Annotated in this window: 27 protein-coding genes; 20 read left to right on the top strand and 7 right to left on the bottom strand. The window is 68.0% G+C overall.

The annotated features are described in order from the left end of the window. The first annotated feature begins 24 nt into the window (after positions 1–24). Both ACZ5MJ_RS03770 and ACZ5MJ_RS03765 read left to right on the top strand, forming a co-directional pair. Positions 25–480, top strand: a complete 456-nt coding sequence (locus tag ACZ5MJ_RS03770) for a DUF2214 family protein (RefSeq protein WP_432257804.1) — start codon at positions 25–27, stop codon at positions 478–480. Between the two features lie 28 nt (positions 481–508). Beyond that, complete coding sequence (locus tag ACZ5MJ_RS03765; protein ID WP_464222500.1) at positions 509–1504, top strand: tripartite tricarboxylate transporter substrate binding protein; 996 nt, start codon at positions 509–511, stop codon at positions 1502–1504. Between the two features lie 33 nt (positions 1505–1537). On the opposite strand, the gene ACZ5MJ_RS03760 is transcribed toward ACZ5MJ_RS03765, so the two are convergent. Next, positions 1538–3334, bottom strand: a complete 1797-nt coding sequence (locus ACZ5MJ_RS03760; protein WP_464222499.1) for a potassium/proton antiporter — start codon at positions 3332–3334, stop codon at positions 1538–1540. A gap of 377 nt (positions 3335–3711) precedes the next feature. On the opposite strand from ACZ5MJ_RS03760, the gene ACZ5MJ_RS03755 reads away from it, so the two are divergent. The 3 genes from ACZ5MJ_RS03755 to ACZ5MJ_RS03745 all read left to right on the top strand — a co-directional run bounded on the left by ACZ5MJ_RS03755 (position 3712) and on the right by ACZ5MJ_RS03745 (position 6341). Further along, positions 3712–4173: a tripartite tricarboxylate transporter TctB family protein gene (locus tag ACZ5MJ_RS03755; RefSeq protein WP_464222497.1), complete on the top strand. Its 462-nt coding sequence runs from the start codon at positions 3712–3714 to the stop codon at positions 4171–4173. Positions 4174–4186: 13 nt separating this feature from the next. Beyond that, entirely contained in the window at positions 4187–5689 is a 1503-nt protein-coding gene (locus ACZ5MJ_RS03750; RefSeq protein ID WP_464222496.1) for a tripartite tricarboxylate transporter permease, read from the top strand. Positions 5690–5867: 178 nt separating this feature from the next. After that, a complete protein-coding gene (locus tag ACZ5MJ_RS03745; RefSeq protein WP_464222495.1) occupies positions 5868–6341 on the top strand; it encodes an aminoacyl-tRNA deacylase in 474 nt (157 codons plus the stop codon). Between the two features lie 164 nt (positions 6342–6505). Here the strand turns inward: ACZ5MJ_RS03745 and katG are convergent, their stop codons facing one another. Both katG and ACZ5MJ_RS03735 read right to left on the bottom strand, forming a co-directional pair. Then, positions 6506–8707, bottom strand: a complete 2202-nt coding sequence (gene katG / locus ACZ5MJ_RS03740) for a catalase/peroxidase HPI (protein ID WP_464222494.1) — start codon at positions 8705–8707, stop codon at positions 6506–6508. 282 nt (positions 8708–8989) lie between these two features. After that, positions 8990–9874 carry a LysR substrate-binding domain-containing protein gene (locus ACZ5MJ_RS03735; protein WP_464222493.1) on the bottom strand — a complete coding sequence of 295 codons (885 nt, stop codon included), beginning with the start codon at positions 9872–9874 and terminating at the stop codon, positions 8990–8992. Between the two features lie 162 nt (positions 9875–10036). Here ACZ5MJ_RS03735 and ACZ5MJ_RS03730 point away from each other — a divergent pair, with 162 nt between their 5' ends. The 4 genes from ACZ5MJ_RS03730 to ACZ5MJ_RS03715 all read left to right on the top strand — a co-directional run bounded on the left by ACZ5MJ_RS03730 (position 10037) and on the right by ACZ5MJ_RS03715 (position 14410). After that, positions 10037–11026, top strand: a complete 990-nt coding sequence (locus ACZ5MJ_RS03730) for a Bug family tripartite tricarboxylate transporter substrate binding protein (protein ID WP_464222492.1) — start codon at positions 10037–10039, stop codon at positions 11024–11026. A 38-nt stretch (positions 11027–11064) separates the two neighbouring features. Then, positions 11065–12690: a gamma-glutamyltransferase gene (ggt, locus tag ACZ5MJ_RS03725; protein WP_464222491.1), complete on the top strand. Its 1626-nt coding sequence runs from the start codon at positions 11065–11067 to the stop codon at positions 12688–12690. A gap of 174 nt (positions 12691–12864) precedes the next feature. Further along, positions 12865–13725 (top strand): PhzF family phenazine biosynthesis protein, encoded by an 861-nt coding sequence (locus ACZ5MJ_RS03720; protein WP_464222490.1) that lies wholly within the window; start codon positions 12865–12867, stop codon positions 13723–13725. Between the two features lie 67 nt (positions 13726–13792). Then, a complete protein-coding gene (locus ACZ5MJ_RS03715) occupies positions 13793–14410 on the top strand; it encodes a pyridoxamine 5'-phosphate oxidase family protein (protein ID WP_464222489.1) in 618 nt (205 codons plus the stop codon). 42 nt (positions 14411–14452) lie between these two features. Here the strand turns inward: ACZ5MJ_RS03715 and ACZ5MJ_RS03710 are convergent, their stop codons facing one another. Then, positions 14453–15892: a CoA transferase gene (locus tag ACZ5MJ_RS03710; protein WP_464222488.1), complete on the bottom strand. Its 1440-nt coding sequence runs from the start codon at positions 15890–15892 to the stop codon at positions 14453–14455. Positions 15893–16160: 268 nt separating this feature from the next. On the opposite strand from ACZ5MJ_RS03710, the gene ACZ5MJ_RS03705 reads away from it, so the two are divergent. From ACZ5MJ_RS03705 to ACZ5MJ_RS03675, 7 genes are all read left to right on the top strand, one after another. Beyond that, complete coding sequence (locus ACZ5MJ_RS03705; protein ID WP_464222487.1) at positions 16161–17918, top strand: glutamine--tRNA ligase/YqeY domain fusion protein; 1758 nt, start codon at positions 16161–16163, stop codon at positions 17916–17918. After that, positions 17918–18160, top strand: a complete 243-nt coding sequence (locus ACZ5MJ_RS03700; RefSeq protein WP_464222485.1) for an RNA-binding S4 domain-containing protein — start codon at positions 17918–17920, stop codon at positions 18158–18160. Before ACZ5MJ_RS03705 ends, ACZ5MJ_RS03700 begins: the two co-directional genes overlap by 1 nt. A gap of 65 nt (positions 18161–18225) precedes the next feature. Continuing rightward, positions 18226–18609 carry an MAPEG family protein gene (locus tag ACZ5MJ_RS03695; protein WP_464222484.1) on the top strand — a complete coding sequence of 128 codons (384 nt, stop codon included), beginning with the start codon at positions 18226–18228 and terminating at the stop codon, positions 18607–18609. A 4-nt stretch (positions 18610–18613) separates the two neighbouring features. Then, positions 18614–19201: a YceI family protein gene (locus ACZ5MJ_RS03690; protein WP_464222483.1), complete on the top strand. Its 588-nt coding sequence runs from the start codon at positions 18614–18616 to the stop codon at positions 19199–19201. 106 nt (positions 19202–19307) lie between these two features. Beyond that, entirely contained in the window at positions 19308–19616 is a 309-nt protein-coding gene (locus ACZ5MJ_RS03685) for a hypothetical protein (protein ID WP_464222482.1), read from the top strand. A gap of 125 nt (positions 19617–19741) precedes the next feature. Next, complete coding sequence (locus tag ACZ5MJ_RS03680; protein ID WP_464222481.1) at positions 19742–20290, top strand: YaeQ family protein; 549 nt, start codon at positions 19742–19744, stop codon at positions 20288–20290. Between the two features lie 59 nt (positions 20291–20349). Further along, entirely contained in the window at positions 20350–20697 is a 348-nt protein-coding gene (locus ACZ5MJ_RS03675; protein ID WP_010813699.1) for an FKBP-type peptidyl-prolyl cis-trans isomerase, read from the top strand. A 62-nt stretch (positions 20698–20759) separates the two neighbouring features. Here ACZ5MJ_RS03675 and ACZ5MJ_RS03670 read toward each other — a convergent pair whose 3' ends face one another. Beyond that, positions 20760–21080, bottom strand: a complete 321-nt coding sequence (locus ACZ5MJ_RS03670; RefSeq protein ID WP_464222480.1) for a hypothetical protein — start codon at positions 21078–21080, stop codon at positions 20760–20762. Positions 21081–21286: 206 nt separating this feature from the next. On the opposite strand from ACZ5MJ_RS03670, the gene ACZ5MJ_RS03665 reads away from it, so the two are divergent. Both ACZ5MJ_RS03665 and ACZ5MJ_RS03660 read left to right on the top strand, forming a co-directional pair. Continuing rightward, entirely contained in the window at positions 21287–22114 is an 828-nt protein-coding gene (locus tag ACZ5MJ_RS03665; RefSeq protein WP_464222479.1) for a gamma-glutamylcyclotransferase, read from the top strand. A 17-nt stretch (positions 22115–22131) separates the two neighbouring features. After that, a complete protein-coding gene (locus ACZ5MJ_RS03660; protein WP_464222478.1) occupies positions 22132–22932 on the top strand; it encodes an ankyrin repeat domain-containing protein in 801 nt (266 codons plus the stop codon). 67 nt (positions 22933–22999) lie between these two features. On the opposite strand, the gene ACZ5MJ_RS03655 is transcribed toward ACZ5MJ_RS03660, so the two are convergent. Continuing rightward, positions 23000–24715: a long-chain fatty acid--CoA ligase gene (locus tag ACZ5MJ_RS03655; protein WP_464222477.1), complete on the bottom strand. Its 1716-nt coding sequence runs from the start codon at positions 24713–24715 to the stop codon at positions 23000–23002. 186 nt (positions 24716–24901) lie between these two features. Between ACZ5MJ_RS03655 and trxA the strand changes: the two genes are divergently transcribed. Beyond that, the gene (trxA, locus tag ACZ5MJ_RS03650; protein WP_464222476.1) at positions 24902–25750 is read left to right on the top strand and encodes a thioredoxin; all 849 of its coding nucleotides are present in this window, start codon (positions 24902–24904) and stop codon (positions 25748–25750) included. A 66-nt stretch (positions 25751–25816) separates the two neighbouring features. Continuing rightward, entirely contained in the window at positions 25817–26188 is a 372-nt protein-coding gene (locus tag ACZ5MJ_RS03645; protein ID WP_464222474.1) for a cupin domain-containing protein, read from the top strand. A gap of 16 nt (positions 26189–26204) precedes the next feature. Here ACZ5MJ_RS03645 and ACZ5MJ_RS03640 read toward each other — a convergent pair whose 3' ends face one another. Then, entirely contained in the window at positions 26205–26645 is a 441-nt protein-coding gene (locus ACZ5MJ_RS03640; RefSeq protein ID WP_464222473.1) for a bacteriohemerythrin, read from the bottom strand. Positions 26646–26716: the final 71 nt, after the last annotated feature.

Raw genomic sequence — 26716 nt, 5'->3', positions numbered from 1 at the left:
CCCGCGCAAAGCCAAGGAGAACCCATGCTGACCGACGCCATCCTGGCCTTCCTGCATTTCCTTGCAATCTTTGTCCTGATCACCCTGATGGCCGCCGAGGCCGTGGTGCTGCGCCCGGACATCACGCCGGCCGCGGTGCGGCGCCTGTCGCTGTACGACCTGTTCTATTTCCTGTCCGCCATGGTGGTGCTGGCCACCGGCCTGCTGCGGCTGTTCTATGGCGCCAAGGGCGTCGACTTCTACCTGCACAACCCGTGGTTCCACGCCAAGATCGGCGTGTTCGTGCTGATCGCGCTGTGCTCGCTGCCGCCGACCTTCGCCATTGCGCGCTGGCGCAAGCAGGCGCTCCGGCTGCCCGATTACGTGCCGCCGCCGTCGGAACTGAAGGCCGCCCGCCGCTGGGTCATGATCGAAGCCCACCTGGTGATCCTGCTGCCGCTGTGCGCGGTCATGATGGCGCGGGGCATCGGCGCCAGGTAAGTATCCCAATCCCCCTGAAGTCCAAGACATGCTGAAGAAACTGCTTGCCGCCGCGCTGACCGCGGCCCTGCTGCCCGCCGCCGCCATGGCGGCCACCAATGCCTATCCGACCAGGCCGGTCCGCTTCGTGGTGCCCTACCCGGCCGGCGGCCCGCTCGACACCGTCGCGCGCGCCATCGGCGAGAAGCTGCGCGACAGCCTGGGCCAGCCGGTGGTGGTCGAGAACCGGCCCGGCGCGGGCGGCAACCTGGGCGCGGACTATGTCGCCAAGCAGCCGGCCGACGGCTACACCATCGTCATGGGCGCGGTGGCCACGCACGCCATCAACCCGACGCTGTTCAGCAAGATGCCGTACGACCCGGTCAAGGACTTCGCCCCGGTCACGCTGGTGGCCGACGTGCCCAACGTGCTGGTGATGCACCCGGGCAAGGCCGCCGAGCTGCATATCGACAATGTGCGCGACCTGGTCGCGTACGCGCGCAAGCACCCGGGCAAGCTGGACTACGCCTCGGGCGGCAACGGCAGCGCCGGGCACCTGTCGGGCGAGCTGTTCAAGAGCATGGCGAAGATCAGCATGGTCCATATCCCGTACAACGGCGCGTCGCCGGCGCAGCTGTCGGTGCTGTCGGGCCAGACCGACCTGATCTTCGACAACCTGGCTTCGGCATCGGCCAATATCAAGGCAGGCAAGCTCAAGGCCTTCGCCGTCACCACCGCCAGCCGCGCGGCTGCGTTCCCGGAACTGCCGACCATTGCCGAAGCCGGCAAGGGGCTGGGCCTGGAAGGCTTCGATATCTCCACGTGGTTCGGCGTGTTCGCGCCGGCCAACACCCCGCGCGAGATCGTCGAGCGGCTCAACCACGAGATCGTGGCGATCCTGAAGACCGACGACATGAAGACGCGCCTGGCCCGCATTGGCGCACAGCCCGCACCGACCACGCCCGAGCAGTTCGCGGCACTGGTCCAGCGCGAGCTGAAGAAGTACGCGCAGATCGTGAAGGTGTCGGGGGCGAAGGTGGACTGAACGAAAAGGCGGCCATGGCCGCCTTTCTTGTCCCTATTCCGCCTCGGCGCCCTCCCCGCTCCTGGCGCCACCGTCCTTTCTCCGCCGCGGCCATAGCCGCCCGCCCGAATCCCCCTCCAGCCGCGGCAGCAGCAGTCCCACCTGCAGGATCCGCGCGCCCTCCATGCGCGTCACCGTCAGCGGCAGGCCGGCGATCCTGACGCTGTCGCCCTCCACCGGCGGCGAGGCGAAGGCCCGCAGCATGGCAGCCTCCAGTGTCAACGGCGCCTCTGCCGGCGTCAGCGCGCGCGCGCCGTACAGCGCCGCCACATCGCGCAGCAGCGCGTCGCCCGACAGCAGGAAATCATGCGAGGCCTGCTCCCAGGTGGGCGCGCGGCCCGGCGCCTGGAACAGCGCCGACAGCATCGGCAGGCTCGTCACCGGGGCCAGCACCGAGACGCTGTCGCCGGCGCGCAGCACGGTCTGGTCCAGCACCGCCAGCGCGTCGTCGCGCGCCACCGTCATCAGCCGGCAGCGCGGCGGCAGCTCCAGCTGGTCAGCGCGCAGGTTCTCGACGGGCGCGTTGGGACTCACCTCGAACTGCATCACTTCCAGGATCGGCGCGCGCGTGCCGCGCAGGCGCGAACGCGCCAGCGGCTCGGGATAGCCGGGGCGCAGCACGCGCGCCAGCCGCGCGGCCACCGACACCGTGGTGCCCTGGAACAGCAGGCTTGCCAGCACCACGGCAAAGGCGATGCGGAACAGCAGCCCCGCTTGCGGCACCTCGCGCAGCAGCGGAAACAGCGACAGCACGATCGGCACCGCGCCGCGCAGGCCCATCCAGGCAATAAAGCCGGTCTCGCGCGCATTGAAGCGGAACGGCAGCAGCGCCAGCCACACCGCCACGGGGCGCGCCACCAGCATCAGGAAGGCCGCCACGGCCACCGCCGGGCCGGCCACCTCCCAGATCCGGTGCGGCGCCACCAGCAGGCCCAGCAGCAGGAACATGGCCGACTGCGCCAGCCAGGCCATGCCGTCCATCGCGCGCATGGTGTCCGCGGTGACCGCGCGCTCGCGGTTGCCGATCAGCATGCCGGTCAGGTACACGGCCAGGAAGCCGCTGCCCCCGGCGGTCTGCACGATGGCAAAGACCATCGCGCCGCCCGAGCACAGCAGGATCGCCTGCAGCCCCTCGGCCACCCGGATGCGCTCCAGCACGTTGGCCAGGCAATAGCCAAGGCCCAGCCCGAGCGCGCCGCCAACGCCGAACTGCACCAGCAGCCGCACGACCAGGCCCGGCGTCGTCAGGCCGCCGGGCGCGGTCAGCCATTCGATCAGTGTCAGCGTCAGGAAGATCGCCATCGGGTCGTTGATGCCGGATTCGATCTCCAGCACGCTCGCGACCCGGTCCTTGAGCCGGATGCCACTGCTGTGCAGCAGAGAGAACACCGCGGCCGCGTCGGTCGAGCCGACGATGGCGCCCAGCAGCAGCCCGAGCCGCCAGTCGATGCCCAGCAGCCACGCGGCGAATAACCCCACCAGGGCGGCCGTCACCAGCACCCCCACCGTCGCCAGCGACAACGAGGGCTTGAGCGCCACCCGGAACGTGGCAAGGCGCGTGCGCAAGCCGCCGTCGAGCAGGATCACCGCCAGCGCGAGGTTGCCGACCAGGAAGCTGAGCCAAGTATCGGCGAAGCGGATGCCGCCCGGGCCGTCCACGCCGGCGAGCATGCCCACGGCCAGGAAGACCAGCAGGAACGGCACGCCCAGGCGCGCCGAGAACGCGCCCAGCACGATGCCCAGCGACATCACGATGGCGCCGAGCAGGATGACGTGGTCGATGGTTTCCAAACGGCTCCTTGCGTTGCGTGAGCGTTCCCTTGCGGAACCTTTCAAGCCGTTCAGCAGCAGGTGCCGCTGCGCGGCTGAAGACCACCTCAGAATTGCTCCGGATGATAGCGCAGCGGCCCGGCCCCGGGATCGCGCCTCTGTCCGCCAGCCCGCCTCCAGACTGGCGTTGGCGGGGCTTTTCAGTGCTCTAAGACTAGGGAGATACCCTCAGGATGACCCTGTTTGCAGACATCTGAAAGGTAGCTGAAAGGTCGCCCCCTTAATTTGCACCCTGCCCGCAGCCGGGCCTCCGAAAAATGCCGCATTGATGCAACGCAATAAAGGCAAGCAGGAGGTCAGCCGCAGATTTCAAAGCAGTCTTTTCGAGGAGATTCACTTTGCGCATACGTAGCCAAAAGGACTTCGCCTCCGGCCTGATGTTCATCCTGGTCGGATTCGGCTTTTCCTGGGTCGCGCGCGGTTATTCCATGGGAACCGCCGCAAAAATGGGACCGGGATATTTTCCGTTCTGGCTTGGCGTCGTGCTCGCCCTGCTGGGCGCGCTGGTGCTGTGGGGGTCGCTGTCTGCCAAGGCAGAACAAGACCACCTGGCCCGCTGGGACGTCAAGTCGCTGTTGTGGATCCTCGGTGCGGTGGTGCTGTTCGGCCTGATGCTCAAGCCGCTGGGCATGGTGCTGTCGGTGCTGGTGCTGGTGCTGGTGTCGTCGATGGCCAGCCACGAGTTCAGCTGGAAGGGTGCCATCCTGAACTCCATCATCCTGGTGGTGATCAGCCTGGGTGCGTTCGTGTACGGCATCAACCTGCAGATGCCGGTGTGGCCGGCTTTCCTGGCAAGCTAAAGAGGCCGCCAATATGGAACTACTCGCCAACCTGGGCCTGGGCTTTTCCACCGCCCTGACCTTCCAGAACCTTGCGTATGCCTTCCTGGGCTGCGTGCTGGGTACCCTCATCGGCGTGCTGCCGGGCCTGGGGCCGCTGGCCACCATCGCCATGCTGCTGCCGGTGACCTACACGCTGCCGCCGGTGGCCGCGCTGATCATGCTGGCCGGTATCTACTACGGCGCCCAGTACGGCGGCTCGACCACCGCCATCCTGGTGAACCTGCCCGGTGAATCGTCGTCGGTGGTGACAACCATCGATGGCTACCAGATGGCAAGGCGAGGACGAGCGGGGGTGGCTTTGGCCACAGCCGGCCTGGGCTCGTTCTTCGCCGGCTGCGTGGCTACCCTGATCCTGGCCGCCTTTGCCGCGCCGCTGTCGGAACTGGCGTTCAAGTTCGGCCCCGCCGAATACTTCTCGCTGATGGTGCTGGGCCTGATCGGCGCCGTGGTGCTGGCTTCGGGCTCGCTGGTCAAGGCCATCGCCATGATCGTGCTGGGCCTGCTGCTGGGCCTGGTGGGTACCGACGTGAACTCGGGCGCCGCGCGCTTCTCGTTCGACGTGCCGGAACTGACCGACGGCCTGAACTTCGTTTCGGTGGCAATGGGTGTGTTCGGCTTTGCCGAGATCATTGCCAACCTGGAACAGAAGGAACACCGCGAGACCTTCACCGATCACATCACCAACCTGTTCCCGACCAGGGCCGACTTCCAGCGCATGGTTCCCGCCGTGCTGCGCGGCACGGTGCTGGGCTCGGCCCTGGGCATCCTGCCGGGCGGCGGTGCGGCGCTGGCTTCGTTTGCAGCCTACTCGCTGGAAAAGAAGACCTCGAAGTACTCGCATGAGTTCGGCAAGGGTGCGATCGAAGGCGTGGCGGGTCCGGAATCGGCCAACAACGCCGCGGCGCAGACCTCCTTCATCCCGCTGCTGACGCTGGGCATTCCGCCCAACGCGGTGATGGCGCTGATGGTGGGTGCGATGACCATCCACAACATCCAGCCCGGCCCGCAGGTGATGACCAGCAACCCGGCGCTGTTCTGGGGCCTGATCGCCTCGATGTGGATCGGCAACTTCATGCTGATCGTGCTGAACCTGCCGCTGATCGGCATCTGGGTGAAGCTGCTGAAGGTGCCTTACCGTTACCTGTACCCGGCCATCCTGACGTTCTGCTGCATCGGCGTGTACTCGGTCCAGAACACCACTTTCGACGTGTTCCAGACCGCGGCCTTCGGCGTGATCGGCTACCTGTTCATCAAGCTCAAGTGCGAACCCGCGCCGCTGCTGCTGGGCTTCGTGCTGGGGCCGATGATGGAAGAGAACTTCCGCCGCTCGCTGCTGCTGTCGCGTGGTGACTTCAGCGTGTTCGTGACGCGCCCGCTGTCGCTGGGCCTGCTGATCGCGGCTGCGGTGCTGGTGCTGGTCGTGGCGATGCCGTCGATCAAGTCCAAGCGCGAGGAAGCGTTCCAGGAAGAATAAGCAGGAAATATCGCCGGCCCTGGCGCCGGCGGCACAACGCACTCAGGGCACCGCAAGGTGCCCTTTTTTTGTGCTTGCCGCCAGGTTCCGGCTCCGCCCGGCCGCTGCCCGCCGCGTGACGAACTATATTGGTAGGACTCGGACAACTGTCGCCCACGACGCGATGGAGGTTGAGATCATGACCATGGCTACCACGCTGGCGAAGTGCCTGAGCAAGAGGCAAAGCCAGTTCGACACCGTTCGGCACCCCTACAGCCTCAGCAGCATGGCCACTGCGCAGGCTGCGCACATTCCCGGAGACCGATTGGCCAAGAGCATCCTGCTTGAAGACGGCAGCGGCTACGTCGTGGCCGTGATTCCTTCGACGCACCACCTGAAGCTGTCTGAGATCCGCGAGCAGACCGGCCGCAAGCTGACACTGGCACACGAGGATGGCGTGCGCGAAGTGTTCCGCGACTGCGACCAGGGCGCGATCCCGCCGGTCGGCATGGCTTACGGCACGCAGACCTGGCTCGACGACAGCCTGCTGACGCATCCTGACGTCTACTTCGAGGCGGGCGACCACCAGGAACTGGTGCACATGAGCACCGGGCAGTTCCTCGACCTGATGGCCGACGCGCGGCACGGGCATTTCGCGCACAGGATCATGTAGGCCGGCTCTCAATGCCCTGACAGGCCATGCGGCCGGCGCTTGCCGGCCGCTTTTCATTGCGTCGGCAACGCCTCCCCCCGTTCGCGTCCGGATGAAAAAAGCCCCGCCGGATGAGGATCCTGACGGGGCCATGCGAGCGCTGAACAGCCTAAGCGCTCAGGTGCTCAGGCGACGTCGAACCGGTCCAGGTTCATCACCTTGACCCAGGCGGCGACAAAGTCACGGACGAACTTCTCCTGCGCGTCCTCGCTGGCGTAGACTTCGCAAAGGGCACGAAGTTGGGAATTCGCCCCGAAAACCAGGTCGACGCGGGTGCCGGTCCACTTCCGCTCACCGGTCTTGCGGTCGCGCCCTTCGAACACGTCCCGGGTCTCCGACAGCGGCTTCCATTCCGTGCGCATGTCGAGCAGGTTGCGGAAGAAGTCGTTGCTCAGCGTTTCCGGCCGGTCGGTGAAGACGCCGTGCGCATCCTGCCCGGTATGGACGTTCAGCACGCGCAGTCCGCCAATGAGCACCGTCATCTCGGGGGCGGTCAGGGTCAGCAATTGCGCCTTGTCGATCAGCAGGTCCTCCCCCGGGATGCTGTACTTCCCCTTCAGGAAGTTGCGGAAGCCATCGGCAATCGGCTCGAGCGCCCCGACCGATTGCACGTCGGTCTTTTCCTGCGAGGCGTCCATGCGGCCCGGCGTAAACGGCACGGTGATCTTGTGGCCAGCCTTTTGCGCTGCCTGCTCGATCCCCGCGCCGCCGGCCAGCACGATCAGGTCGGCGAGCGAGATCTTCTTGCCGCCGGACTGTGCGCTGTTGAACTCGGCCTGGATGCCTTCGAGGACCTTCAGCACCTTCGCCAGTTGCTCAGGCTGGTTGGCTGCCCAGTCTTTCTGCGGCGTCAGGCGGATACGCGCGCCATTGGCGCCACCGCGCTTGTCCGAGCCGCGGAAGGTGGATGCCGAGGCCCAGGCGGTCTGCACCAGTTGCGAAACCGGCAGCCCGGACGCCAGGATCTTCTGCTTGAGCGCGGCGACATCCTGCTCATTGACCAGCGGATGATCGACCGCCGGGATGGGATCCTGCCAGAGCAGCTCTTCGGCCGGCACTTCCGGGCCGAGGTAGCGGGCGCGCGGGCCCATGTCGCGGTGGATCAGCTTGAACCAGGCGCGGGCAAAGGCATCGGCGAGCTGCTCGGGATGCTCCAGAAAGCGCCGCGAGATCTTCTCGTAGGCCGGGTCGAAACGCAGCGACAGGTCCGTGGTCAGCATCGTCGGCCGCAGCTTCTTCGAGGGATCGTAAGCGTGCGGGATGGTTTCGCCGGCATCCTTGGCGACCCACTGGTTGGCACCGGCGGGGCTCTTGGTCAGCTCCCATTCGTTGCCGAACAGGCTCTCCAGATAGCTATTGCCCCACTTCGTCGGCGTATTGCTCCAGGTCACCTCCAGGCCGCTGGTGATCGTGTCGGCGCCCTTGCCGGTGCCAAATGTGCTGGCCCATCCCAGGCCCTGCTGTTCGAGAGCGGCGCCCTCGGGTTCGGCCCCGATGTTGCTCGCGGGACCGGCACCGTGGGTCTTGCCGAAGGCATGCCCGCCGGCAATCAGCGCAACGGTCTCCTCGTCGTCCATGGCCATGCGCCCGAACGATTCGCGGATGTCGTGCGCCGCGGCGAGCGGGTCAGGATTGCCTTCGGGGCCTTCCGGATTCACATAGATCAGGCCCATCTGCACGGCGGCCAGCGGGTTCTCCAGGTTCCGGCCAGGGTCGGCCTCGGCGCCAGCACCCTTGCCGTAGCGGAGGTCGCCGCCCAGCCAGGTCTTTTCCTTGCCCCAGGAGACATCCGCGTCCGGTTCCCAGGTGTCTTCCCGGCCACCGCCGAAACCAAAGGTCTTGAAGCCCATGGTCTCGAGCGCGACATTGCCGGCGAGGATCATCAGGTCGGCCCAGGAGATCTTCTGACCGTACTTCTGCTTGAGCGGCCATAGCAGGCGGCGCGCCTTGTCCAGGCTGGCGTTGTCCGGCCAGCTGTTGAGCGGTGCGAAACGCTGCTGGCCGCGCCCACCACCCCCGCGGCCATCGCCAATGCGGTACGTGCCCGCACTGTGCCAGGCCATGCGGATAAAGAGCGGGCCGTAGTGGCCGAAGTCCGCCGGCCACCAGTCCTGCGAGTCAGTCATCAGCGCGGCCAGGTCCTTCTTCACCGCTGCGAAGTCGAGACTCTTGAAGGCCTTGGCATAGTTGAAGTCGCCGTCCAACGGGTTGGATTTGCCGGAATGCTGGCTCAGCAGGTCCAGGCGCAGTTGATTCGGCCACCAGTCACGATTCGTCGTGCCACCGCCGGCGGCATGGCTGAAGGGACACTTTGCTTCGTTTGACATACGTTTCTCCATGTGGGGACGTACTGAAAACATCTGCAGCAATGGCGTCAAAGGTCGGGCGATCAGCGGGCGCGCGAGAGCGTGCGCCAACGCGGGAAGTCGTGGCGCCCATGGCAAGTCGGGCCGCGGCAGCGGCCGTCCGCAACCAGAATATATGCAATTGTGATCTTCAGGAGAATGCGTTTCTGACTATCCGCCCGATAGGCCCTGGTTATGGCAGGGAGATGGCGGCTCGGGCCAACCCGCAGGGCAAGGGGGATACGTTTTATATGTGAACAGGCCCTAGGCCCCGAACAACTCGCCGCAGGCCGCCCGCACCGCCGCGGTGACCTGCCCGCGCCCGTGGTCGCGCCGTTCCAGCATGCCGATGTGGCGCATCACGGGCTCGCCGTTGACCAGCAGCGGCAGGATGCGCAGCGCCTCGTCGTCGCGCCAGCGCGCGCGGCGCAGCAGCGGCACCACGGTCACGCCGACCTCCTGCCGCACCAGTTCCACCAGGGCCTCGATCGCATTCAGCTCCAGGAACTCGTTGACCTTCAGGTGCGCGCGGCGCAGTGCGCGCTCGACCAGCACGCCGGTGCGCTGGCTGCGGTCGAAACGCAGGTAGGGATTGGTGGCAAGCGCCTCGCGCGCGTCGCGTCCCGGGCTGCCGCGCGCCGCGATCGCCACCAGCGGCTCCTGGTACAGCGGCGTCCAGCGCAGCGTGCCGGGCACGCGCGCGGCGCCCTCCACGAGGATGGCGGCATCCAGTTCGCCGGCCTCGACCTGCGCCGCCAGCTCGATCGACTTGGCGCCGACCAGGCGCACGTCCAGCGCGGGATACGTGCGCTTCATATGCGCCACCGCGTGCGACAACCCGCCCATCACGGATACCACCGCGCCCACCGCCACCGCACCCGCCATGGCCTCGTCCGAGGCCAGCGGCAGGCGCATCTCGTCGTACAGCGACAGCATGCGCCGCGCCTGCGGCAGCAGCGCGCGCCCGTCGGCATTGAGCACGGCCACGCGGCCATTGCGGTCGAACAGCTCACGCCGCAACTCGGTCTCCAGCGCGCGCATCTGCAGGCTGACGGCGGCCTGGGTCAGCGCCACCTGCCCGGCGGCGGCGGCAAAGGAGCCGTGCTCGGCCACGGCGACAAAGGTGCGAAGGAAGCGGACGGTGCTCATTGGTGCGCGCAAATGGAGAGTGAGGCCTATGCCGCCAAGGCGCGATCCTTAAGATTTCCTTGTGACACTGGAAAGAAATATTAGCTTTCTTTGTGATCGGCAGCACGGAATAATGAAGGCCGATCATCAATCGGGGCCATGCGCCTGACACCGGAGACACGTATGAAATCCTGGCTGCGCCGCTTCGGCATCGGCATCGGCATCGGCCTTGGCTGCGGCCTGTGCCTGGCCGCCACGCCCGCACTGGCCGACACCTATCCCAGCAAGCCGATCCGCCTGATCGTGCCCTTCCCGGCCAGCGGCGCGACCGACCTGCTGGCGCGCGCCATCGCGCAGAAGGTGGGCGCCAGCATGGGCCAGCAGATCGTGGTCGACAACCGCCCCGGCGCCGGCGGCGCGATCGGCTCGGACATGGCCGCCAAGGCCGCGCCCGACGGCTACACGCTGCTGATCGCCACCACCAGCACGCATTCGATCGGGCCGTATATCAACCCCCGCCTGCCGTACAACACCGAGACCGACTTCACCCCGATCGGCCAGGTGGCCATCGCCACCAACCTGCTGGTGGTGCCGAACAGCCTGCCGGCCAGGAATGTGCGCGAGCTGATCGACTACGCCAGGAAGCATCCCGGTGAACTGAACTACGCCTCGAGCGGCAACGGCACCGTGGTGCACCTGACCGCCGAGGCCTTCAAGGCGCAGGCGGGCGTGTTCATCACCCATATCCCCTACCGCGGCACCGCGCTGGCCGTGCCGGACCTGATCTCGGGCAAGGTGCAGGTGCTGTTCGACAGCATCGTCTCGGGCCTGCCGCATGTGAAGGACGGCAAGCTCAAGGCACTGGCGGTGACCAGCGCAAAGCGCTCGCCGCTGGCGCCGGAAATCCCCACGGCGAGTGAGTCGGGCCTGCCCGGCTTCGAGTCCGATACCTGGTTCGGCATTTACGGCCCCAAGGGCCTGCCGGCCGATATCGTCAACCGCCTGAATGCCGAGTTGAACAAGGCCATCCAGTCGCCCGACGTCAGGGAACGCCTGGGCAAGCTGGGGGCAGAGCCGGTCGGCGGCACGCCGGCGCAGTTCGCCGCGATGGTGAAGAAGGACAGCGCGCGCTGGGGCAAGCTGATCAAGGATCGCAAGATCACGGCAGAATAAGCGCCACCGAGGCGCCCGAGCAAAGGACACAGACAAGCATGCAGAATTTCAACTGGACCAACCCCTACCCCTCCGTGCGCATCCCGCTGTTTGCGCGCAACGTGGTCTCCACCTCGCACCCGCTGGCGGCGCAGGCGGGCCTGCGCATGCTGCTCAAGGGCGGCAATGCCGTCGATGCGGCCATCGCCGCGGCCGCCGCGATCACCATCGTCGAGCCGGTGTCGTGCGGCCTGGGCAGCGATGCCTTTGCCATCCTGTGGGACGGCAAGGAACTGCACGGCCTGAACTCGTCGGGCGTGGCCCCGGCGGCATGGAGCCCGGAGTACTTCAAGAACAAATACGGCACCGACGCAAACGGCCTGGCCAGGCGCCCGATCCGCGGCTGGGACTCGGTCACCGTGCCCGGCGTGGTCGCAGGCTGGGCCGCGCTGCATGAGCGCTTCGGCAAGCTGCCGTTCGCCGACCTGATGGAGCCGGCGATCGAGATCGCCGAGCGCGGCTATGCCGTGCCGCCGGTGGTGGCGCACAAGTGGGCCGCCGCGGTGCCCGAGCTGAAGGACCAGCCCGGCTTCGCCGACACCTTCATGCCCGGCGGCCGCGCCCCGGCGGTGGGCCAGAAGTTCACCATGAAGGCCGCCGCCGAAACGCTGCGCAAGATCGGCGCAACCCGTGGCCGCGCCTACTACGAAGGCGAGATCGCCGAGCAGATCGCCGCCTTCAGCCAGCAGTGCGGCGGCGCCATGACGCTCGACGACCTGCGCAACTACCGCCCCGACTGGGTCAAGCCGATCAGCAAGTCCTACCGCGGCTACGAGCTCCACGAGATCCCGCCCAACGGCCAGGGCATCGCCGCGCTGATTGCGCTGGGCATCCTGGACCAGTTCGACCTGGCGTCGCTCCCGGTGGATTCGGTCGACTCGCAGCACCTGCAGATCGAGGCGATGAAGCTGGCCTTTGCCGACCTCTACCGCTACGTGGCCGACCCGCGCAGCATGGAAGTCACGCCGGAAGACATGCTCGATGACGCCTACCTGAAGTCGCGCGCAAAACTGATCGACATGCAGCGCGCCACGCATTTCAACTTCGGCATGCCCAAGGTGGGCGGCACCATCTACCTGACCGCCGCCGACGAGAACGGCATGATGATCTCGTTCATCCAGTCCAACTACATGGGCTTCGGCTCGGGCGTGGTGGTGCCGGGCACCGGCATCAGCCTGCAGAACCGCGGCGTGGGCTTCTCGATGGACCCGAAGTCCGCCAACGTGGTCGCGGGCGGCAAGCGTCCGTTCCACACCATCATCCCGGCCTTCCTGACCAGGGACGGCCAGCCGGTGATGAGCTTCGGCGTGATGGGCGGCGACATGCAGCCGCAAGGCCATCTGCAGACCGTGGTGCGCATGCTGGACTACCAGCAGCAGCCGCAGGCCGCCTGCTGCGCGCCGCGCTGGAAGGTCAACCGCGACTTCACGCTGGATGTGGAAGGCACCATGGACCCGGCCACGGTCGAGGGCCTGAAGGCGCGCGGCCACCAGCTCAAATCGGTGGACGATCCGTACATGGACTTCGGCTCGGGCCAGTTCATCTGGCGCCTGTCGGACGATGCCGAGCACGGCTACGTGGCGGCCAGCGACAGCCGGCGCGACGGACAGGCGGTGGGGTTCTGAGCCTGCGGGCCTGATTGCCTTTGCTTGAGATACGCCCGGGCCTGCCCCGGGCGTTTTTCATGGTGCGCCAGGACTGTCCGCAACTGGCCCGCCCGCGATCGGCGCAACTGTGCATGGCGTGTCCGCCTGCACTCCGTACACTTGTGCTGAAACAGCCTCCGGAGCCCCCGCGCCATGCCCACCTACGCCTTCCGCCTGCTCAATGTGTTTGCCGAATCCACCTTCGGCGGCAATCCCCTGTGCGTATTCGAGGATGCGCGCGGCATGGACGACGCCACCATGCAGGCGCTGGCGCTGCAGTTCAACCTGTCGGAAACCACGTTCATCCTGCCGTCGGAGCATGCCGGCGCGCGGGTGCGCATCTTCACGCCGGGCTATGAGATGCGCTTCGCCGGCCACCCGACGCTGGGCACCGCGCATGTGGTGCGCGAACTGGCCGGCACCGGCGACACGCTGACGCTGGAATTCCCGGCGGGCGTGGTGCCGGTGACCGCGCAGGGCGAGGTCTGGACCTTCACCGCCCCGCACAGCGGCAAGCCGAAGACCGCGCCGGCCGGCCTGCCCGACACCGACATGGCCAGCCTGCTCGGACTTGAGGAACGCGACCTGCTGGTGTCGCCGATGTGGGTCGACACCGGCGCCGACCAGTTGCTGGTGGCGGTGCGCAGCACCGATGCCGTGCGCCGCGCCAATCCCGACAGCGCACGCCTGGCGGTCTGGCCGCAGAGCAGCCTTGGCCGCAAGAGCGCCTACGTCTTCGCCTTCGACCCGGAGCAGCCCGGCCGCGTGCTGTCGCGCTACTTCTTTACCAAGCAGGGCGGCGGCGTGGCCGAGGATCCGGGCACGGGCTCGGCCTGCGCCAACCTGGGCGGCTGGCTGCTGACCACCGGCCACGCGCTGCCGGCTGAATACGCGATCGACCAGGGCGAGGCCGTGGGCCGCCCCTGCCGGCTGCACCTGGCCGTCAGTGCCGACGGCGCGATCCGCGTGGGCGGCCGCGTGCTGGAAATCGGCCGGGGCACCGTCACGGTGTAAGGCCACCGAAGCGCTTCTGCGCTACATTGACGGCTCCCCTCCCCCGACAACCAACGCCCCGCCTGCCATGACCCCGCACGCCATCACCACGCTGGCCGAACTGGAAGCGCTCTACGCGCAACCGGCGGCCCCGTCGCTGTCCAAGGAAGTCGGCTACCTGCACCCGCACTACCGCGCCTTTATCGAAGCGGCACCGCTCTGCCTGCTGTCGACGGTGGGCGATGGCTGGGCCGAATGCTCGCCGCGCGGCGACGCGCCGGGCTTCGTGCAGGTGCTGGACGAATGCACGCTGCTGCTGCCCGACCGGCGCGGCAACAACCGCATCGACAGCCTGCGCAATATCGTTGCCGATCCGCGCGTGGGGCTGCTGTTCGTGATCCCCGGCGTCGACGAGACCATCCGCGTCAACGGCACCGCGCGGATCAGCGTCGACCCCGGGCTGATCGCACGCTGCGTGGTCGACGGCAAGGCCCCGACCACGGTGCTGGTGGTCACGGTGCAATCGGTGTTCTTCCAGTGCGCCCGCGCGCTGATCCGCTCGCGCCTGTGGGCAGCGGACGCGCAGATCGCGCGCCAGTCGCTGCCCAGCAACGGCGAGATCCTGGCCACGCTGACCGGAAACGCCATCGACGGCGCGGCCTACGACCGTGACCTGCCGGAGCGGCAGCGCACCACGCTCTACTAGCGCCACCTTGTTCGTGCCGCAGCCGGCCGGCGCCCGATACGCCTAGGCCCGCGGCAGCCACTCCGGCGCATGCGTGCCGAGCGGTTCGGACGGCAGGGTCCAGCGCGCCGGCGTCTCCGACAGGTGCGCCGCGTGGCGCACCACCGTCAGCATGCCAAAGCCCGACGGCATGGCCTCGAGCAGATCGGCCACGTCGTCGATCTTCTGTTCGGGCGCCTTGAGCCCTTCCGGCACGCGCCCCAGGCTGCGCAGCCACTGTCCCACCTGCGCCAGCGACACGCGCACATGCCAGCTGCCGCCCTCCACCGCGCGCCGGTGCAGCGCGGCCATCGCGCCGAAGGCCAGCAGGTAGCCCGCCGCGTGGTCCAGCACCTGCGCCGGCAACGGGCGCGGCGTGTCGCTGCCGGCCGCCTGCGCTTCGGCATCATTGAAGCCGGTGGCGGTCTGCACCAGCGAATCGAAGCCGCGCTTGTGCGACCACGGCCCCACGTGGCCATAGGCGCTCAGCGACACATAGACAATGCCCGGCCGCGCGCGCGCCGCGGCCTCCGGCCCCACGCCCAGCTCCGCCAGACCATCGGGGCGATAGCCCTGCACCATCACATCGGCGCCGTGCAGCAGCTTGTGCAGCGTGCGCTTGTCGTCGGGATCGCGCAGGTCCAGCTGGCAGCTGCGCTTGCCGCGGCCGGTGTCGATCACCAGCGGCGCAATCGACGGCAGGTGCGAGGCGGTGACCAGCAGCACGTCGGCGCCGTGCGCGGCCAGTGTGCGGCCCGCCACCGGGCCGGCGATGATGCGGGTGAAATCGAGCACGCGCACGCCTGACAGCGGCTGCGCGTCCGGGGATGCGGGCGCCGGCAGCGGTTGCGGCGGGGCATCGCCGATGCGCTCCAGCGTGACCGGCGGCAGGCCGCGCAAGGCGGCGGCCTGCGGATGGCGGTCCCATTCCTCGAAGCTGCGCATGGCGGCGACCACCAGGCCCGCGTCGGAGGCCGCGCTCTCGAAGGATTCTGCGTCGCGCTTTTCCAGCGCGGCCTGCACCGCCGCCTTGTCGTTGGCACAGCCGAGCAGGCGCACCACGCCGTCGCGGTGGTGCGGGAAATTGGTATGCAGGCGCACCCAGCGGCCGTCGCCGCAGCGGTAGACGCCGGCCAGCTTGTCCCACAGCTCGGGCGCGGGCCCGCCGTCGACGCGCAGGTAGCGTTCGCTGCGGAATTCGGTGATGGCATGGCGCATGTCGACGCTGACGTCCTGCCAGCGGCCGGTGCGGCTGTGCCACAGCGCGGCGGCGGCCAGTGCCGAGGCGCCAAGGCTGGCCTGGGCGGCGGTGCCGACGGCAAAGCTCGACGGCAGCACCGGCTCGGCGCCGTCCAGCTTCAGGTGCGCCAGCGCTTCGGCGGGCAGGCCGGCGTCGCGCCACAGCGCGGCAACGACTTCAGAGGGCTCAAGCGGCACTGGCGCCGCGTCGGATTGGGCGTTCATGGGCATTCCTGCAGCAGTGGACCAAGGCCGGCCACAGCGAGCCGGCACAGGCTTCCATGCTACTCCGACACGTCACTTTCGTCGCACCGGCATGCATCGGCGCCGCGCAAATCCGGGACATGGCCGGAAATCGGCGCCAGCTCGCGGCGTGCGGCGGCTCCGGCACGGTAAAATCCCCTTATTGGCATTCCGCCACGCAATCTGACGACCCGGCCCGACGCGCACCCTGACGCACCCAGACGCCTCCGGCCGGCCAACCGGCGCCATCATGAGCCACGACAACAAGCCTACCGACAGCACACCCGCCGCCTCCAATTTCCTGCGGAGCATCATCGACCAGGACCTCGCCGCCGCCACCTATGCCGGCCGCCAGGACCAGGCCGGCGAGCCGCTGCCGACCGTCATCACCCGCTTCCCGCCGGAGCCCAACGGCTACCTGCATATCGGCCACGCCAAGAGCATCTGCCTGAATTTCGGGCTGGCGCGCGACTACGGCGGCCGCTGCCACCTGCGCTTCGATGACACCAACCCGGTCAAGGAAGACACCGAATACGTCGATTCCATCATCGACGCCGTGCACTGGCTGGGCTTTTCCTGGGACAGTGAGGGCAAGGACGGCGCGAAGCAGCCGCACCTCTACTACGCCAGCGACTACTTCGACCAGCTCTACGCCTTTGCCGAGACCCTGATCGAGCGCCGCGCCGCCTATATCGACAGCCAGACCGCCGAGCAGATCGCCGCCAGCCGCGGGAACTTCTCCGAGCCGGGCAAGCCCTCGCCGTACCGCGAGCGCAGCGTCGAAGAGAACCTGCAGCTGTTCCGCGACATGCGCGCCGGCAAGTACGCCGACGGCGAGCACGTGCTGCGCGCGAAGATCGACATGACCGCGCCGAACATCGTGATGCGTGACCCGGTGCTCTACCGCATCCGCCACGCGCATCACCACCGCACCGGCGACAAGTGGTGCATCTACCCGATGTACGACTTCACGCACTGCATCTCGGACGCGCTGGAGAACATCACGCACTCGCTGTGCACGCTGGAGTTCGAGAACAACCGCCCGCTGTACGACTGGGTGCTGGAGCACCTGCGCGACAGCGGCGTGTTCCGCGACCCGCTGCCGCATCAGTACGAGTTCGCGCGCCTGAACCTGACCTACGCCATCACCAGCAAGCGCAGGCTCAAGCAGCTGGTCGACGAGCAGCGCGTCGACGGCTGGGACGATCCGCGCATGCCCACGCTGGTCGGCGTGCGCCGCCGCGGCTACACCCCGGAATCGATCCAGCTGTTCTGCGACCGCGTGGGCGTGGCCAAGGCCGACAGCTGGATCGACATGAGCACGCTCGAAGGCTCGGTGCGCGACGACCTGGACGGCCGTGCCGCGCGCGGCGTGGCGGTCCTCGACCCGCTGCGGCTGGTGATCGACAACTACCCCGAAGGCCAGAGCGAAGAGTGCTCGGCGCCGGTGCACCCGAAAAAGCCGGAGCTGGGCCGCCGCGTGTTCCCGCTGTCGCGCGAGCTGTGGATCGAGCGCGAGGACTTCAACGAGAACCCGCCCAAGGGCTACTTCCGCCTGTTCCCGGGCAACAAGGTGCGCCTGAAGTACGGCTACGTGATCGAGTGCACGGGCGTGGACAAGGACGCCGACGGCAACGTCGTCGCCGTGCACGCCAGCTACCTGCCCGATACCAAGAGCGGCACGCCGGGCGCCGACAGCGTCAAGGTCAAGGGCGTGATCCACTGGGTCAGCGCGGCGCACGGCTATGAGGCCGAGGTACGCCTCTACGACCGCCTGTTCAACGACCCGAATCCGGATGCCGGCGGCAAGAACTTCCTGGATGCGCTCAACCCGGATTCCAAGAAGGTCATCACCGCCTGGCTGGAGCCGGGCTTGCGCGAAGCCCAGCCGGAAGACCGCTTCCAGTTCGAGCGCCATGGCTACTTCGTCGCCGACCGCATCGATTCGCAGCCGGGCAAGCCGGTCTTCAACCGCATCGTCGGTCTGAAAGACAGCTGGGGCAAGTGATGGCCAGATCTGGCAAAGCAGCCGTGCAGACCATCACCTTCCCGCTCGAGGGCGAGTTCATCGCGCTCAACGACCTGCTCAAGCTGGCGGGCGTGTGCGACAGCGGCGGCGCCGGCAAGGCGTTGGTCGCCGCCGGCGAAGTGTCGGTGGACGGCACGCCCGAATCGCGCAAGACTGCGAAGATCCGCGCCGGGCAGGTGGTGGGCCTGGCGGGCATCGAGATCCGCGTCGTCGCCGCCTGACCGCGCGGGCCGGCCGGCGCAGCCAGTGATGGCCGCGCCGGCATTGCAACCGAAAGGACTGGAACATGCCGATCGCTTTCTGGTGCGTGCTGCTGGCCGGCGTCATGCCGCTGGCGACGGTGGCCATCGCCAAGGCCAGCGGGCCGGGCTATGACAACCATGACCCGCGCGGCTGGCTGGAGCGGCAGTCCGGGCGCGCGCGCCGCGCCGACATGGCGCACCGCAACCACTTCGAGGCCTTCCCCTTCTTTGCCGCCGCGGTGCTTACCGCCAGCCACCTGCAGGCGCCGCAGGCGCGCATCGACGAACTGGCAATGGCCTTCATCGCCGCGCGCCTGCTGTACACCCTGTGCTACGTGACGGACCGCGCCACGCTGCGCACGCTGTGCTGGACCGTCAGCTACCTGACGGTGGTAGGGATCTTCCTGCTGCCGGTATTCGTCCACTGATCCCATGGTCGTGCGCACGCTGGCCCTTCTGGCGGTCTCAGGCATTGCAGGCGCCCACGCGGCACCGGTCGAATACACCCTGGACCCGGTCCACACCACTGTCTATTTTTCCGCCAGACATGTCGAACGCAGTTCGGTGCGCGGGCGTTTCGGCAAGATCGACGGGCGCCTCGTCTACGACGCCGACAGCGGCGCCGGCGCGCTCGACGTGACTGTTGACCTGGCCTCGGTCGATACCGGCAACCGCACGCTGGACGGCGTGCTGCGTTCGGCACAATTCTTTGATGCCGTCCAGTACCCGGTGGCCCGGCTGCGCGCGAACCGGTTTCTGATGGAGGGCGGCCGGCTTGCCGCGGTGGAGGGTGAGCTGACGCTGCACGGGGTCACGCAGCCGCTGCGCCTGCTGGCCGAGCACTTCCGCTGCGGCGAAGTGACTTTTTTCGGCGTGAGCCACCAGGTCTGCGGCGGCGATTTCCATGCCGAAGTGCCGCGCAGTGCCTTTGGCATGACCCGCTTCCTGCCCGAGGTGGGCGACACCGTGACGCTGCAAGTGGCGGTCGAGGCATCGCCCGCGGGCAGCACCCCGCGCTAGCCTTACTCGTCACCTGCAGCGCAAATTTCTCTTGTAGAATCAGCGCTTTGCCAAATTCCTGCCACACCCGCCGCGTGCGCCTGGCGGGACGCGCGAGACCGAGACCATGTTCGACATCCATTCCGGCGACATCGTGGCCGCCGCGCTGGCGGCTGCCGGCGCATGCCTCGCCTGCAGCATTCCGGCCGACTTCGTGCGCCGCTTCCCGCTGTGGGCGGTGCAGACCTATGGCCGCCGCGCGCTGCTGATGCCGTTTCTGGCGATGATGGTCGGCACCTGGCTGCTCCGCCTCGGCGTGGCCGGCCAGATCAATACCCCGGCCGGACAGGCGCTGGTAGTGGCGGCCGCCTTCCTCGGCACGGTGCTGGTCTCGGCGCTGCTGCGCTTCTACCTGAAGGAATACCGCAAGCGCTGAGCCGCGCGCACCGGCAAGATACGCGCACGGCGTGTCTTGTGATTCGCCGTCTTGTGATTCGAGTATGATGCGGCCTTTTGCGTCTCCCGCACCCCAGCCGGGGCGCCTGCCGCTCACTTCACCTTATGGCGCTCAAATCCACCATCTTCAAAGCCGACCTGTCCGTCTCGGACATGGACCGGCCGTACTACGGCAGCCACAGCCTGACCATCGCCCAGCACCCGTCCGAGAATGACGCGCGCATGATGGTGCGCCTGCTGGCCTTTGCCTGCGAAGCCACTGAGACCCTGGCCTTCACCCGCGGCCTGGACGATCCCGACGAGCCCGACCTGTGGGACAAGCGCCTGACCGGCGACATCGCCCACTGGGTGGAGCTGGGCCAGCCCGACGAAGCGCGCCTGAAGCGCGCCGCCGCCCGCGCCGAGCGCGTGACCATCTACACCTACAACGCGGCCAGCGCGCGCGAATGGTGGAAGGGCATGGCGGGCAAGGCCGGCAAGCTGCGCAACCTCACCGTCTACAATGTCCCGGCGGAAGCCGTCGAAGCCCTGGCCGCGCTGGCGCAGCGCGCCATGCGCCTGTCGGTGACGATCCAGGACGGCGATATCTGGGTGGCCGACGACGACCACAACGTGCAACTGACGCTGGATGTGCTCCAGCGCGCCCAAGCCTGAACGCAGCGGCGCTGCGTTCAACTCTCCTCACGTCTGTTCCCATCGGAAGGAAATACGCCATGCAAACCACGCCCTCTGGCCTGCAATACGAAGACACCACCGTCGGCGCCGGCGCCGAAGCCACCGCCGGCAAGCACGTGACCGTGCACTACACCGGCTGGCTGTACGAGAACGGCCAGGCCGGCCGCAAGTTCGATTCGAGCAAGGACCGCAACGACCCGTTCGTGTTCCCGCTGGGTGCCGGCCACGTGATCCGCGGCTGGGACGAGGGCGTGCAGGGCATGAAGGTGGGCGGCGTGCGCCGCCTGGTGATCCCGGCCGACCTCGGCTACGGTGCCCGCGGCGCCGGCGGCGTGATCCCGCCGAACGCTACCCTGCTGTTTGAAGTGGAACTGCTGGCTGTATAACGCCAGATTGTCGCTCCCGCGCATGCCCCGCACGGGTATGCGCGGGAGCGACAAGCGAATTGCTAGAAGCCGATGGCGGCGTTGCCGACATCGACGCGGACCTTGTCCCGGTCCAGCAGCCGCGCCGCATGGCGCGCATAGTCCTGCGCCCAGGCAGCGTCGCCGGTGAAGCGCGCCTCTCCCGAGAACTTGGCGACATTCAGGATCTTGTCGATCACCAGCACCTTGCCGACCGGGCTCGACGCCTGGCAGTCCAGCTCGGTGTATTCCCGGTCGAACCAGCGCCACGCGGCGTCCTCGGTGACCGCGGCCAGCTCGTCCGTGCCGATCGTGAAGTCATATTCCTTGCCACTGCCGAACACCACCGTAAGCGTACGCGCCATCGCAGGTTCCCCCTGATCGGATTGAGGTCACCATTGTAAGGACATGGCGGCCGCGCGGGCCAGCAATTCACGGCCGCCTGATCGCGGACAAAGGTGCTGCAGCACTGGTCCGCCGCGAGTGACAGAGGCGGCACCGCGCCGCAACCGTTGCGAACCACCCACACCCGCCCCGCTCGCTCAGCCAATTCCGAGGAAAACTGGCACTTATGTCATTTCCTCCGCCTGCCCGGGGCGCCGCTTTGATTTATGCTTGCAGCATGGGCATCACGCGACAGGACCTCGAATCGGACCGGCTGCGCACCACGCTGTGCAGCACCCCGGTTGCGTCCTCGCTGCTGCCCGAGGCGGCGCTGGAGCAGTCCCTGTCCGATACGCTGGCGCGCCGCCCGGAAGATCCCGCACTGGGCGGCGATGTCTGGGTATTCGGCTACGGCTCCCTGATCTGGAACCCGATGGTGGTCCACACCGAGCGCCTGCGCGCCACGGTGCACGGCTACCACCGCGGCTTCTACCTCTATTCGCGCATCAACCGCGGCACCTGGGACAACCCGGGGCTGGTGCTTGGCCTGGACCGCGGCGGCTGCTGCCACGGCATGGTGTTCCGCATCCCCAGCCATGTGGTCGAGCAGGAGTTCCGCCTGCTGTGGCGCCGCGAGATGCTGACCGGCGCCTACCATCCGCGCTGGCTGCGCATCCGCATCGGCAACGCCTGCGCGCCTGAGCAGCGTGCCCTCGCCTTCGTCATGAACCGGTCGCACGAGGCCTACGCCGGACGGCTGCCGGACACCAGTGTGGTCGAGCACCTGCGCCACGCCGCCGGGCTGTACGGGCCGGCGCGCGAATACCTGCAGCAAACCCTGCTGGGCCTGGCCACCAACGGGGTCGACGATCCCTACCTGGGACGGCTGTGGCGCCAGTTGCAGGCCGACGATGTCGCCGACGCCGAGCGCGCCGGGCGTGCCGCCAGTGCCACCGACGGCGCCCTTGACGGCGTGCCGGCGCCCTTGCCGGCCAGCCGCCACGAAACCGTCTGAGCCAAGGAGCTGCCGCCATGACACGCCCCGCCGCCCGCACCCGCAGACAGGCACTCAATGAGTTGCTGGGCCTGGTGGGCTTGCTGATGGGCGGCGGCCTGCTGGCGGCGCAGGGCGGCCAGACGCTGGCGGCACGGCCCGCCGGCGGCGCGGCCAGCCAGCCCGCCGCCCGCCCGCCGCACGGCACGGCCACGCGGCCGCCAATACGGCAGGACGCCATCGGCACGCTCGACCGCAACCTGATCACCGCCGCCAGCACCGGCGACCAGGAACTGGTGGCGCGCCTGCTGGCCGCCGGCGCCTCGGCCCGCGCCGCCGATGAACGCGGGCGCAGCGCGCTGCTGGCGGCCGTGCAGAACCGGCGCACCGAGGTCGCGCGCACGCTGCTGCTGGCCGGTGCCGACGTGAACCTGAAGGACGCCGAATCCAACAGCCCTTTCCTGCTGGCCGCCGCCACCGGCCAGGCCGAGGTCGTGCGCCTGGCTCTCGCCAACGGCGCCGACCTGGCCAGCACCGACCGCTACGACGGCACCGCGCTGATCGTCGCCAGCCAGCAAGGCCACGTGGAAGTGGTGAAGCTGCTGCTGAAGGCCGGCATTGCCGTCGACCACGTCAACGACCTGGGCTGGACCGCGCTGCTGGAGGCGGTGATCCTGGGCGATGGCAGCGTGCGCTACGAGGAAACCGTGCAGCTGCTGCTGGATGCGGGCGCGGACGCCAACCTGGCCGATCGAGAAGGCGTGACGCCCACGCGCCATGCGCGCGAGCGGGGCTACAAGACCATGGTGAAGATGCTGATGCGGGTGCGAGGCCATTGAGGGAGGGCACCGCGCGAACGAAAAAGGCTGGTCGACTGACCAGCCTTTTTCATTTTGCTGCGCCGCCTCAGGCCGCCGGCTTCTCCCCCGCGCCGGCATTGCGCGCGTTCTCGCTTTCCTGCAGTTGGCGCCACATCACCTTGCCGGTGCCCGACTTCGGCAGCGCATCGACAAACTCCACCACGCGCGGGTACTTGTAGGCGGCCATGTTCTCCTTGGCCCAGTCGATGATCTGCTCCGGCGTGGTCTTGCCCCTGGCATGGGCGCGCAGCACCACCACCGCCTTGACCGTCTCGCCGCGGTACGGGTCGCGCGTGCCGATGATGCAGGCCTCCTGCACGTCGGGGTGCTTGTACAGCAGGTTCTCCACCTCGGCCGGCCATACCTTGAAGCCCGACGCATTGATCATGCGCTTGAGCCGGTCGGTGATGAAGTAGTAGCCCTCCTCGTCCATGCGGCCCAGGTCGCCGGTGCGGAAGAAGGTCTTGCCCTCGAACTCGACGAAGGCGTCGCGGGTGGCATCTTCCTTGCCCCAGTAGCCCTTGAACACCTGCGGGCCGCTGACGATGATCTCGCCGATCTCGTTGGGCGGCAGTTCCTTGAGCGTGACCGGGTCGACCACGCGTGCGTCGGTGTTGAAGGTCGGCACGCCCAGGCACTGCAGCTTGGGCCGGTCCGACGGGTTGCTGTGCGTCGGCGCCATGGTCTCGGACAAGCCATAGCCTTCCAGGTAGCTCAGCCCGAACTGCTCGCGCAGGCGCTCTGCCACGGCCTGCGGCATGGCCGCGCCGCCGCCGCCGATATAGCGCAGGCTGGACAGGTCGAACTGGGCCAGGTTGGGGCTGGACAGGAAATCGATCACCATGGTCGGGATATTGGTCCAGTGCGTGACCTGGTAGCGCGAGATCAGGTGGCCGGCGACTTCACGGTCCCAGCGCGGCAGCATCACCACGGTGGCGCCGCTGTAGATCGGGCCATTCATGCCGTACTGCATGCCGGTGACATGGAACAGCGGCAGCACCGACAGGATCACCGATTCGGCGCCCGAGCCCGACCAGGTCGCGGCGCCGATGACGTTGTGCATCACGGAGCGGTGCGTATGGATGCAGCCCTTGGGGAAGCCGGTGGTGCCGGAGGTGTAAGGCATCACCGCCATATCGTCCGGGCCGGCGGTATGCGGGCCGGGCTGCAGCCCCGCGCCCAGCGCCTCGGCCCACGCGGTGGCGCCCGCGGGCAGCAGGTGCGGCGTGGTCAGCCAGGCCGGCGGCGCGTCTTCCGGGTGCTCGTGCGCGGGCGGCAGCGCATCGGCATATTGCGTCACCAGCAAATGCTGCAGGCGCTCGGCCGGCTCCAGCTCCGACTGCGCCTGCTCGACCCCGGCCGCCAGGTCGGCGGTGAAGATCGCCACGCGCGCCTGCGCATCGGTGACGTAGTGCTTGAATTCCTCGGCGCGGTTCATCGGGTTGACCGGCACCACCACGGCGTCGGCGCGCAGGATGGCGTAGTAGCTGACGATGAACTGGGGGCAGTTCTGCATGTACAGCAGCACCCGGTCGCCCTTCTTCACGCCCGCCTTCTGCTGCAGCCAGCCGGCGACCGCGGTGGCCTGCGCCTCCAGTTCACGGAAGGTGATGGCGTTGCCGAAATAGCGGATCGCGGCCTTGTCGGCATAGCGGAGCGCCGAGACTTCCAGGTTGGTCCAGAGCGACGTCTCCGGCAGCACGATGGCGGTCGGCAGGCGCTTCGGCCAGAACTGGAAATGCGGGCGGGCTGGGGTCTGCATGAAACGTCTCCTGTGCGGTCTCGCGGACCGGGTCTGTATGGTCAAGGACTATAACCGAACGATCGTTCTATTTTCAACCGCAGACTTTCCCGAACGCCGCCGGCGCGGATTTTGCAGCGGGCGTTGCATTCGGCGCCTTCGCCCTCACAATAGCGGTATAGAACCCTTCCCGATCCAGGATTGCCCATGAGCGACGTCACCCTGCAGAATTTCGAAACCGAAGTGATCGACGCCTCGCGCCAGTCACCCGTGCTGGTCGACTTCTGGGCACCATGGTGTGGCCCCTGCCGCACACTGGGGCCGATGCTGGAACGGCTCGAAGCCGAGGCCGACGGCCAGTGGAAGCTGGTCAAGGTCAATGTCGACGAGAACCAGGAGCTCGCCGCGCACTTCGGCGTGCGCAGCATCCCGCATGTGGTGGCGATTGCCGACGGCCAGGCGGTGGACCAGTTCATCGGCGTGCTGCCCGAGTCGGGCCTGCGCGAATTCCTCGGCCGCCTTGCGACCCAGCCCGCCCCCACGGCGCTGCAGGACGCGCAGCAACTCGCCGCCGAGGGCGACCGCACCGGCGCCGAAGCCAAATTCGCCGAGGCGATCGCGCTGGATCCGGAGCATGCCGACACCGCCCGGCTGGCCTATATCGCCTTCCTGCTGGACGGCAACGAGGTCAACGCGGCCAGGGCTCAGTTCGAGGCGCTGCCGCCGCACGCCGCGCAGGCGGACGCCTGCGCCGCGCTGCGCACGCGCATGGAAGCCATGGAGAATGTGTCGGGCCTGCCCGACGAAGGCACCCTCACCGGGCGCATCGCGGCGAACCCGCAGGACCTCGCGGCAAGGCTGGACCTGGCCAGGCTGCTGATCGCGCGCCAGCAGTACGAGCCGGCGCTGGAGCAGTTGCTGGAAATCGTGCGCGCCGACCGGACCTTCGAGGACGATATCGGCCGCAAGACCATGCTGTCGGTGTTCGGGATGCTGGCCGACCGGCCCGAGGCGGTGTCGCGCTGGCGCCGTCAGCTGAGCACGTCGCTGAACTGAAGCGCAGGGCCACCGGCGCGGCACGATAAACTGGCGGGCTCAGTCCCGCCTCTTTTGCTGTTCGCCATGACCGCACCCCGCCTGATCGATTTCAAGACCGAACCCGCCCCCAGCCACGACCGCCCACGCCCCGACCGGCTGGTGTCAGGCAACCCCGACCGCACCACCTGGACGCACTACAGCGCGCAGCATGGCGATTTCGATTGCGGCATCTGGGCGTGCGAGCCGGGCGCGTGGCGCATTGCCTTCCCGGCCGGCAAGGAAGAGTTCTTCCATGTGATCAGCGGCCGGATCCGCATCAGCGACGATGCCGGCCAGGCCAGCGAATTCGGCCCCGGCGACGCCTGCGTGATCCCGGCCGGCTTTACCGGGCTGTTCGAGGTGCTGGCGCCGGTGCGCAAGTATTTCGTGGTGATCGACCGCGACGCGGCGGCCTGAGTCTGGCCTGCTGCGCTCAGGCCGCCGTGACGGGGCCTTCGACCAGCGTGAAGCCGTTCTCGCGCATATGCGCCACCATCATCGCGTCCATCGACTTGACGTGATGGTCGAACCAGCCAGACAGCTCGGCCACCAGCCGGCGGCCCAACTGGAACTCAGCGTCGGTTTGCACCTTGTCGCGCACCGCGACGGCCACGGCCAGCACCTGCTGGTGCTCGCCCGCGTGGCAATGGCGCGGGCCAAAGCCCATCGCCTCCATCCACTGCTCTTCCTGGGCGAAATGATGACGGGTATGGTCGATCCATTCGTCCATCGCCGCCAGGAAGCCGGCATCGTCGGCGCCGGCCGTGGCGGCCAGCAACTGCACGAACTCGGCATGGGTGGCGTCGGTGACCGGTTCGCCCAGATGGAGGTGGTCGGGCAGGCCGGCGGCGGAAAGCTGGTCTTTGGCGTCCATGGGATCGGCGGCAATCGTGGAGGAAAACGGCAAGGATACCCAATCGGCGCGGCCCGGGCCTGATCTGGCGC

Source organism: Cupriavidus sp. LA-1, assembly GCF_055385985.1.
Note: the sequence above shows the minus strand (reverse complement) of the source record. Positions and strands in the feature narration are given on the sequence as shown.